Here is a 9,730-nt window from a genome sequence, read left to right on the forward strand (position 1 = left end):
CACCCCTTCCCATCCCGAACAGGACCGTGAAACGACTCCACGCCGATGATAGTGCGGATTCCCGTGTGAAAGTAGGTAATCGTCAGGCTCCCTATCCCGTCAAAAACCCCGCCCTATCCGGCGGGGTTTTTGCGTTTACGCGCGGCTGAAACCCTTAATCTTCTCAAGTGACCGTTTCAGCGCAAACTGTTCGCACAGTCCGTCGATGACGCACAGACTGTCGATGACGACGAGGCCCTCCCTCTGCTGTGGCGAGAATCCGTCGCCGCTGACGCGACGGGTGGCACCGCCCTGAGCAACAAGAATGCGCAGCCGAAAGATCAGGGCGCGGGGGTAAGCTGACTGCGGTATTTTACGAATCCGCGCTTTACATCCGAGCGGAAGCCCATCCGCTCAAAGAATCGATGAGCGTCTACGCGGGTCGCACTGCTCATTAGCATGATCTTTGAGCAATCTTCTCTCAAACAGAATCGCTCGACCTCTCGCAGTAGTTTCTCGCCCAGTCCCTTGCCCCGATGTTGCGAATCGACCGCCAGATTCTCCGCGACAGCAAATGGTTGATTCCCATACATAACGTCCAAGCACAAAGAAACCAACACCGTGGCCGTTCCTCGCCGTTCACTTCGCAAACGAAGAGCTTCGTGCACGGATCATCGGAGATTGCCTGAATGCGGCTGCCTTCCACCCGGACGTGCATGTCGCCAACCAGCTGTCGGTACAGTGCCCCGATCGCTGCGGCATCATGTGAACAAGCTGACCTAATTTCGGGGTAGTGGTTCATAAAAGGCGAAGAGGTCGCCGCGGATGGGATGACGGACCTTGGTGAGCCTCGCTCCAGGGACTTTCGCCCGCCAATCCCGCAAGCAGGCGATACCTCAAACTAAGCAACTCGCGAAAGGGACATGGAATTCGCAGGCACTAGCCGCACGCACGTAATCTCGGAGGGCGCAGCGAGCCGTTTGGGCGGCCCCCAATAGCCGGTGCCGCGGCTTGTGTAAATCCACAGATCACCAATGCGTGCCAGGCCAGCGGTGAACGGCTGTTGCAGCCGGACGAAAAAATTCCATGGGAAAAATTGGCCGCCGTGTGTGTGCCCGGAAAGCTGTAACGTATATCCGAGATTCGCGGCGGCAAGCGCGGTGCGCGGCTGATGCGCCAGTAGCACCTTAACGTGGGCCTCTGGCGGTGCATTCTTGAGTGCACCGGCGGGATCGCTCCGATGTATTCCGCTTAAATGCCCGGTTGAATAATCCGTCACGCCAGCCACAACGAATCGCGTGTCGTCGTGCTGGATGACGACGTGTTCATTCAAAAGCACTTTCAGGCCAAGTCGCCGAAATTCGGCTACCCATTCGTCGGCGCCGGAGTAATACTCGTGATTGCCAGTGACCAGATAAGCTCCATATCGCGCGCGGATCCCCGATAAAGGTCGTGTGTGCTCGGCGAGTTGAGCGACGCTGCCGTCGACAATATCACCGGTTATGGCTACGAGATCAGGCGCGAGCCGATTTACTTCGGCGACGATGGCTTCAACATATTGTTTTTTGATCGTGGGCCCGACATGGATATCGCTGATCTGCACGATCGTGAGACCAGCGAGCGCAGCGGGAAGGTCGGCGACAGGTACTTCGACCGTTACGACCTTCGCGCGCCGGCGGGCATTGGCGAAACCGATAGCGGTCGACAGCAGCGCAAGCGCCGGTACGGCCACCGCCGTAACGACGCCCCAATGATCAAGCGATGCGGTTCCCGGCTGGAGTACGTCAAGAACGAAAATCGATGCGATTGTTACCTCGCGCAGGAGCGTGAAGACAAGCAGCGACGAAAAGTAGCCCATCGCGAGCAGCCCAACCCAGGCAATCCTGTCGCCAAGCGGCTGGCGCTCGAATCGGCGAGCGAGCACACCAAGTGGAATGAGCACGCACGACGATATCAGCCAGAGCACGGCCAACGCCTTGACAAAGGGTTGTACGGGCCACTCCGGAATGAGTCGCCAACCGACGAAAATGTGCATCAAGACGCCAATGACGATGACGCGAGTAAAGAAGGAGGAGCGGCGCATAAGAGAAGAAGAAAGGGTGCGAGCGCGGACGGGCCCAGATAAATTAAGCCAAAAGCTATGTAATTCTACCGACGGTACCTGTTATTTGCCGGGAGCGCAGGCGCCGCATGTCTGGCCTCAATACCCGAGTATGGGCGTTCGGAATTCTTTGGCGCGGCGCCGATCTAATGGCTTTGGCCGGCGATTAATAAATCGAAAGCAACACAAACCCTGCTGTGCAACGACAGAGGCCAACATGAAAAGCACATCGGGGCTCGCACCATCTGGGGTACGAGGGCAGTCACATCATATTGCCTCTGACGTCGTTTGAAAGCGTCATGATGTGTACGGGTGAGAGGTTTGAGCGCGAAACCATTCGATGATGGGCGCCATTGAATGTCTTTGCTTCATCGGCACATTGCGGAGGGAGTGGCACGCAAAAATGGCCCACGCTCTCTCATTTGTACATGGATTTATCCTCACGGGCTTACATCAGATGATTGAAGATATGTTTGGGGGGATTGCGGAGCCCGAGCTGGATTGGTTTCCGCACTGGCTCGAGCCGGAGCGGGCAGCTTCAGCGCTAATTCATCTGATTGATGAAGTCATGTGGAAGCAGGATATGATCGGCACCCCCGGCGGTCCCAAGCGGTTGCCGCGCTTGACGGCGTGGCAAGGCGAGCCAGGCGCAGTCTATGTCTATTCCGGCATCCGCAACGAGCCGCTCGCTTGGACGCCCACCGTGCGCGAGTTGAAGGTGGCGCTCGAGGTGACCATCGGTGCGACGTTCAACAGCGTGCTCCTGAATCGCTACCGCGATGGCGCGGACAGCATGGGCTGGCATGCCGACCGGGAGCCGGAGCTCGGAAACGAACCCGTGATTGCGTCCCTGAGTCTCGGCGCGGCACGCAGGTTCGATTTGCGTCACAACGAGAGCGGGGCGATGCGCAGCTTCGAACTTACGAGCGGCAGCCTTCTCGTGATGCGGGGACAGACGCAGGCGCATTGGCGGCATCGCGTGCCGAAGGTGCCGGGCCTACGCGGCGAGAGAATCAACTTGACGTTCCGCTTTGTCACGCCGCGTTGACCTGGCATTCTGACCTCGCTCAGCTCTACGGCCGACGCAACGCCGTTTATGCGCATAACGAATATAGCGATTGGCATCTTTCAACCTAATCGGCTCAAAAGAGTAACGTGCCGACGTAACGTCAAGCGAGCTCTAATAGGGGGCGAGGGCTGGCCTTGAGAAGCCGAAGCCGGCTATAAGGTAGCGCGAGGTAGCGCAGGGTAGCGCACCCGCGTCATGGTGCGTTCGGTTCGGTAGTCAGTCGGAAGCTAACGCATTGGAATTCAAAGCCCGGCCGCACAGCTCGCGTTCGACGCCAAACGCGGCGGAAACCGCAACTCCATGAGTGCTCAACGTGGAAAAACGCTGTTTTCCGGCCTAACCGATCTTTTCTCGACAGCCTGGAGTCGCCATAAACCGCCCATCGGCGAGTGCTTGGGGGAGCAGGACCATTGAGCGGCGCCTTGTGCTGCAGCTACGCCGCGATCACGGTCAACGCGAAGGCCGCTCAGCGTGCAAACCGGCGTGTCCTCGCTGTGCGGGCAGAGTTGGACGACGCCGTTTTCATCACGCACATCACCCCATGGCGGCAAATCGATCCCTTCGTGCGATTCTCTCGACCATACCTGCTCTTCGGTATCAAGCCATAGCACGGCGTAATCATGATTGACGGTGGGATCGGGGCCGTTGATCAGAATCGTGAGTCTCATTGAAAGTCGCTCCAGATAAGGTTGGCGGTCTCCTCGCTCGCCCCTTTTTCCTGGTTGCTAAGCGATGCTTGCTCGTGCTTCGATTAGATTTCACTTTAGGAAAAATCGCCGACCTACGCCACTCGAACTTGTTCCGGTCAGCTGCCTTTATCGTGCAATGGCAATACGACGACGAACTCCGAGCCAGTTCCGAGCCCATCGCTGCGTGCGAAGACGGTTCCTCCGTGCATCTGAACGAGCCGTTGGACCACCGCCAGTCCGATGCCCAGGCCCGAGCGGAATGCGCCGTCGAGCGGAGTGACCTGCATATACGGCTCAAACACCTTTTCCAGGTGCGTTGCCTGGATACCTATGCCACTGTCTCGCACCGCGACGCGTGCCTCAACATCGCGCACATCGCACACAATGGCGATGTCGCTGCCGTCTTGCGAATACTTGATGGCGTTATCGAGCAGGTTCGAGATGATTTGGATGAGCCGCGTCATATCACCATGCACGAAAATACGGGCGTCGGGCAGCGTAACTCGTATCGAGTCGGCATGTGCATCGGCCGCCGGCTTGTTGATCTCGATGGCGCGCGCGATCACCTCGCTCAGATCGACGATATCGCGCTTGAGCTGGATGTGCCCCGTCGTGATTCTGGAAATGTCGAGCAAATCATTGATGAGATTCGTCAGATGATCGCACTGCCGTTCGATCACGGCTTGTGTCCATTGGATCTCCATGGGCGATCCATTGGTCGCCATCTTCAAAATCTGGGCAGCATTTTTGATCGGGGCCAGCGGGTTGCGCAGTTCATGTGCGAGTGTCGCTAGAAAGGCATCCTTGCGCCGATTGGCTTCGCGCAGCGCATCTTCGTCCGCTACGCGGCGCGTGATGTCTTCGAGCGTTCCGATAAAGGACGCTTCTGCGTCAACGTTGAGTCCCGTTCTGAATCTGCCGTGCATGTCGACGACGCGTACCGCCCGATCGTTGATGCGACGAACGCGGAAGATGCAATGAAATTCGGCCTGGTTGCTATGGGCGGCGCTGTAGCATTCGACGAAGTTTTCCCGATCCTCCGGGTGCACGAGTTCGTCAAGAAAGGCGTCGAACGTGAGCGGCCCCAGCGCAAAGGGTTGTCCGGTGATTTCGTACATGCGTTCGTTTTCCCAAACGCTAATGGGGCTCTCGATATCCCATTCGAATATGCCCAGGCGCGCTGCGGCCGCCGCCATGCGCAAACGCTCGTCGCTCTTATGCTGCGCCGAAAGTGCGCGGTCCCGTGCAGTCAGCGACTCGATGATGCGTTGCTCCTGCTGTGCGAGAAGCTGGCGGATCGCTTCGTAGATCGTGGCGCTGAAGAGGTTTTCGATGACTTTGTGCGCTTCGACCTGACCGGCGCGCGCCGCCGGGAGGGCGGCGAAGTACTCCCGCGCGGCATCTTGCACGCAGCGCTGAAAATCGTCGAGCTCGCAAAAAAGTTCGTCGAGCTGGTAGCCGCGCAGCCATCGTTCGCGGCCATGCTTGCGAGCATCCTGCTCGAGGCGAGCGCGCGCCACAGGAGATTCGCCGCGCAAAGCCGCGCATAGCTCAGCGTAAAAGGACGGCAGCGCGTCGATCAATTGGCGCGTGGTGAGCCTGCCCGCCGGCGCGATTTTAGGATCGGCGCGGATGGCTCGTAACCATCTTCGGGTAACGAGACCGCGCCTTCTCTCGAGAAACGTTGCCAGGTCCGGACATGATTTCGCATCGAGATGCTGCATGCGCTTCACCACCTGGAAAGAGCCGTTGCGCCACAGTATAGCCTTGCGGTAGGGGGGGCGCCGTGTCGGCGGCGTGAGAATTCTGGATGAGCCGCCTCCTTTAAAAGAGCCTATTCCAAACACCAGGAATGCGTGTAGGATACTGTATATCCATACAGTCTTTGTCCTATTATCTTTCATCATGTCTGCCGCGCTCTTTCATCCCGAGGACGTTCATCCGTCTCTCTGGCGCGCTTCCCAACTGGCTCGGGGGGGCATGCGCACGATCGATACGGGCTATGCGGCGCTTTCAGCCGAATTGCCCGGTGGTGGCTGGCCGGTCGGGGCACTCGTGGATTTGCTGATCCAGCAGCCGGGAGTCGGCGAGATCAGACTTTTGCGCCCGGCGCTGGCAGCCCTCGCCAAGCTTCCGATTGTGCTTGTGCAGCCTCCGCATCTTCCGAATGCGCCGGCTTTCGCCTATCTGGGTGTGCCGCTCCCGCAATTGATTCAGGTGCGGGCATCGAAAACGGCGGATGCGGCTTGGTCAGCCGAGCAGATATTGCGGGCCGGGACCTGCGGGGCGCTGCTGTTCTGGGCACCGCACGTGTCGACGGCTGCATTACGGCGGCTGCATCTCGTGGCTCAGTCGTCGGAGACGTTGTTCGTTATGGTGAGGCCGCTTGCGGCCGCGCAAGACGCTTCACCCGCTTTGCTGAGGCTGGCGCTGCGCCCGGCAGGGGACGGCATCAGCGTCGACATCGTGAAACGACGAGGGCCGACGCGTGCTGAGCCCCTCTCGATTCCTCTGCAACCCAGCCCCATTTTGTTCAGCCGCCATGCGCGTATTGCTCGCCGTCAAACTGCACCGACTCGAGTTGGAAGTGTTTCGGCCGAAGTGGTTGCCTGAACCGGCATCCGGCGCGGTCGTACTCGACAAGGAGAAAGTCGTCGTCGCAGACGATGCGGCGCGTGCGGCAGGCGTGCGTCTCGGCATGCGGCGTGGCGGCGTGCTGACGCTCGCGCCTCGCGCCGAAATCTATGAACGGGATGCAGTTAAAGAGGAATCGGCGCAACGCGAAGTCGCGATGGCGCTGATGCGGTTTTCGCCTGAAGTGAGCATGGCTGGCGATGCAACCATTGTGCTCGACGTCAGTGCGAGCCTGCGGCTATTCGGTGGCATTGCGCGATTGTGCCGGCAGGTGCAGGGCGTGCTGCGCGACGTAGGCCTGAGCGCGCGAATGAGCGCCGCACCCACGGGACAGGGCGCATGGTTTCTTGCTCAGCACGGCAGGCACCGATTTGTGAAAATGCGCTCGCTCGAAAGGGCGCTTTACGCATTGCCGTTGTGCACGGTGCCGGAGTTGCAACCGTTCGCCGAATGGTTCACTGGGCTGGGCTGCAACACCATTGCCGATGTCTGCCGCCTGCCTCGTGCCGGCCTCCAACGCCGGTGCGGCGTCGATGTGCTTGAATCACTCGACCGCGCCTTCGGTACCGCCCCAGAGCTATTTGAGTGGCTTACGCCGCCCCCGGTATTTGCCGCATGTAGCGAACTGCCGGATCGGGTCGAGCATGCCGAAGGCGTGCTGTTCGCTGCACGGCGTCTGGTCGCGCAATTGTGCGGCTGGCTTGTCGCGCGGCAGCTCTCGCTGTCGGCTGTGACGTTTTTTCTCGAGCACGAGCGTGGCCGGGAAGCGATTCCCCCGACGATGCTTGGTATCGCGCTCAGTGAGCCGACATGGAAAGAGGAGCATCTGATCCGATTGCTCAAGGAACAGCTAGGCCGTCTGGAATTGACCGCATCGGTGATCGCGCTTCGTCTCGAAGCGACGGACGTGACACCGGCAGCCCCCGCATCGGAAACACTGTTTCCCGAACCCGGCGGTTCGGCGCAAGACCATGCGCGTCTAGTCGAACTGCTTGTTGCGCGTCTGGGCAGTGAGAACGTCCTTCGAGCGGCACCCGTGGCCGATTATCGTCCGGAAGTCGCGAACCGTTGGGTGCCGGTGCACGAAAGCGTCAAGGCGGCGTCAGCACCCGATGCGTTGCCGCGCCCCACATGGCTTCTCGAAAAACCAGTGCGCTTGCTGATGCGTCAACATCGGCCGTTTTACGGATCGCCGTTGAGAATCGTGTCGCCGGGCGAGCGCATTGAAGCTGGATGGTTCGACGGCGCACTCGTGACACGCGACTATTTCGTCGCGCAAGCGGAGGACCGAAGCTGTTATTGGATATATCGCGAACGCGTCAGCAGCCGCGATTTGGAAAAAGAACCATGCTGGTTTCTTCACGGGCTTTTCGGATGACTTGCGATGGATACCGCTTTCACCGCGTTGCCGGAGTATGCCGAGCTGTTCTGCTTTTCAAATTTCACGTTTTTGCAGGGGGCCTCGCATGCCGAGGAGCTGGCTGAGCGCGCTGCGCAGCTCGGCTACGCTGGTCTCGCGATTACCGACGAATGTTCGCTCGCAGGAGTGGTGCGTGCGCACGAGGCCGCGAAAAAGGCACAACTGCCGCTGGTTATCGGATCGTACTTCAAGCTTGTCAGCGTTGACGGTTCGCCCTCGTTCGGTCTGATATTGCTCGCGCAGAACAGGGAAGGCTACGGCAATCTGTGCGAGCTCATCACACTGGCGAGGACGCGCTCATCGAAGGGGGAATATCGTCTGACGCCGCACGATCTTGCGCGGCCGGAAAGGCAATATGACCATCTGCGCGGCATGCCGGACTGTCTGGCGATTCTCGTACCCGGTTTTCCCGCCGACGAAGCCGCATTGCACGAGCAGCTCCGATGGCTCAACGAGATTTTTCCCGCCAGAGCATGGTGCGGGCTTGTTCTGCATCAGCGCGCCATGGACGATATTCATCGCGGTGTAATCGAACTTGTCGCGCAGGAGTGTGACATGCCGGTCGTCGCACTCGGACACGTGGCGATGCATGTGCGTTCGCGCAAGCTGCTGCAAGACACAATGACGGCCATTCGCCTCGGCAAACCCGTGCGCGAGTGCGGCTATGAGCTCGCACCTAATGCAGAGCAGCATTTGCGTCCGCGCCTGCGCCTCGCCAATTTGTATCCGGAGCGCACGCTGAAAGAAACGACCCGCATTCTCGCCCGCTGCACGTTTTCGCTGGACGAGTTGCGCTATGAATACCCTGACGAGCTGGTTCCGAACGGCATGACCCCGGCTGCCTACTTGCGGCAAGAGACTTATATCGGTGCGCATCATCGATTTCCGCATGGCATTGCGCAGGAAGTCCAAATGCAGATCGAGCACGAGCTCGATTTGATTCGCGAACTCCAGTACGAGCCGTATTTCCTGACTGTCTATGACATCGTGCGCTTCGCAAAAAGCCAGGGCATTCTTTGTCAGGGGCGGGGGTCGGCGGCCAATTCGGCGGTCTGCTACTGTCTGGGAATTACCGAAGTCGATCCGGCGCGCGGCAATCTGCTCGTCGAGCGTTTCATCAGCAAGGAGCGCGGCGAGCCGCCCGATATCGACGTCGATTTCGAGCATCAGCGGCGCGAAGAAGTCATTCAATACATTTATTCGAAATATGGCCGGCACCGAGCCGCGATCGCGGCTGCCGTCTCGTGCTATCGGCTGCGCGGCGCGTTGCGCGAAACGGGCAAGGCGCTCGGGGTCGATCCGCAGATCGTCGATGCGGTTGCCAAGTCCCATCAGTGGTTCGACGGCCGACATGATCTGCTCAAGCGGTTCGTGGAGTGCGGATTGGATCCGGAAACGCCGCTCACGCAGACATGGGCGACTCTCGCGATTCAATTGCTCGGCTTTCCGCGCCATTTATCGCAGCATTCAGGTGGCTTCGTGATCAGCAGGGGCAAGCTATCTCGCCTCGTTCCGATCGAGAATGCCGCCATGCCGGAGCGCTCCGTCATTGACTGGGACAAAAACGATCTTGAATCGTTAGGGCTCCTCAAGGTCGAGGTGCTGGCGCTCGGCATGCTCTCGGCCATCCGCCGCACACTCGATCTCGTATCCGAACGGCGCGGCGAACGGTTCGAAATGCAAGACATTCCGCCCGAAGACGCGGAGACATACAAAATGATCTCGCGCGCCGATACGGTCGGCGTTTTCCAGATCGAGTCGCGGGCCCAGATGTCGATGTTGCCGCGGCTCAAGCCGGCGGAGTTCTACGATCTCGTGATCGAAGTCGCGATCGTGCG

At 59.5% G+C, this 9,730-nt stretch carries 8 protein-coding genes and 1 rRNA gene; 5 read left to right on the top strand and 4 right to left on the bottom strand.

Annotated features, from left to right (window positions below):
• Positions 1–88: ribosomal RNA gene (gene rrf, locus VL598_RS17055) — 5S ribosomal RNA — on the top strand; the annotation flags it as partial.
• Between the two features lie 232 nt (positions 89–320).
• Here rrf and VL598_RS16990 read toward each other — a convergent pair.
• Positions 321–572, bottom strand: coding sequence for a GNAT family N-acetyltransferase (locus tag VL598_RS16990; RefSeq protein ID WP_414718659.1), 252 nt, complete (start codon positions 570–572; stop codon positions 321–323).
• Between the two features lie 308 nt (positions 573–880).
• The gene (locus VL598_RS05235; RefSeq protein WP_325325633.1) at positions 881–2,062 is read right to left on the bottom strand and encodes a metallophosphoesterase; all 1,182 of its coding nucleotides are present in this window, start codon (positions 2,060–2,062) and stop codon (positions 881–883) included.
• Positions 2,063–2,537: 475 nt separating this feature from the next.
• Here VL598_RS05235 and VL598_RS05240 point away from each other — a divergent pair, with 475 nt between their 5' ends.
• Positions 2,538–3,128 carry an alpha-ketoglutarate-dependent dioxygenase AlkB gene (locus VL598_RS05240; protein ID WP_325325634.1) on the top strand — a complete coding sequence of 197 codons (591 nt, stop codon included), beginning with the start codon at positions 2,538–2,540 and terminating at the stop codon, positions 3,126–3,128.
• Between the two features lie 329 nt (positions 3,129–3,457).
• On the opposite strand, the gene VL598_RS05245 is transcribed toward VL598_RS05240, so the two are convergent.
• Both VL598_RS05245 and VL598_RS05250 read right to left on the bottom strand, forming a co-directional pair.
• Positions 3,458–3,817 carry a DUF3564 family protein gene (locus VL598_RS05245; protein ID WP_325325635.1) on the bottom strand — a complete coding sequence of 120 codons (360 nt, stop codon included), beginning with the start codon at positions 3,815–3,817 and terminating at the stop codon, positions 3,458–3,460.
• Positions 3,818–3,954: 137 nt separating this feature from the next.
• Positions 3,955–5,562 carry a sensor histidine kinase gene (locus VL598_RS05250; protein ID WP_325325636.1) on the bottom strand — a complete coding sequence of 536 codons (1,608 nt, stop codon included), beginning with the start codon at positions 5,560–5,562 and terminating at the stop codon, positions 3,955–3,957.
• A gap of 181 nt (positions 5,563–5,743) precedes the next feature.
• Between VL598_RS05250 and imuA the strand changes: the two genes are divergently transcribed.
• From imuA to VL598_RS05265, 3 genes are all read left to right on the top strand, one after another.
• Positions 5,744–6,451: a translesion DNA synthesis-associated protein ImuA gene (gene imuA / locus VL598_RS05255; protein WP_325325637.1), complete on the top strand. Its 708-nt coding sequence runs from the start codon at positions 5,744–5,746 to the stop codon at positions 6,449–6,451.
• Complete coding sequence (locus VL598_RS05260; RefSeq protein ID WP_325325638.1) at positions 6,381–7,850, top strand: DNA polymerase Y family protein; 1,470 nt, start codon at positions 6,381–6,383, stop codon at positions 7,848–7,850. The genes imuA and VL598_RS05260 overlap by 71 nt, the downstream gene beginning before the upstream one ends.
• 6 nt (positions 7,851–7,856) lie before the next feature.
• Positions 7,857–9,730: PHP domain-containing protein (locus tag VL598_RS05265; protein ID WP_325325639.1), on the top strand; the 1,874-nt coding region annotated here is incomplete at its 3' end.

The sequence above is a fragment of the Trinickia sp. genome, assembly GCF_035492435.1.
GTDB lineage: Bacteria > Pseudomonadota > Gammaproteobacteria > Burkholderiales > Burkholderiaceae > Trinickia.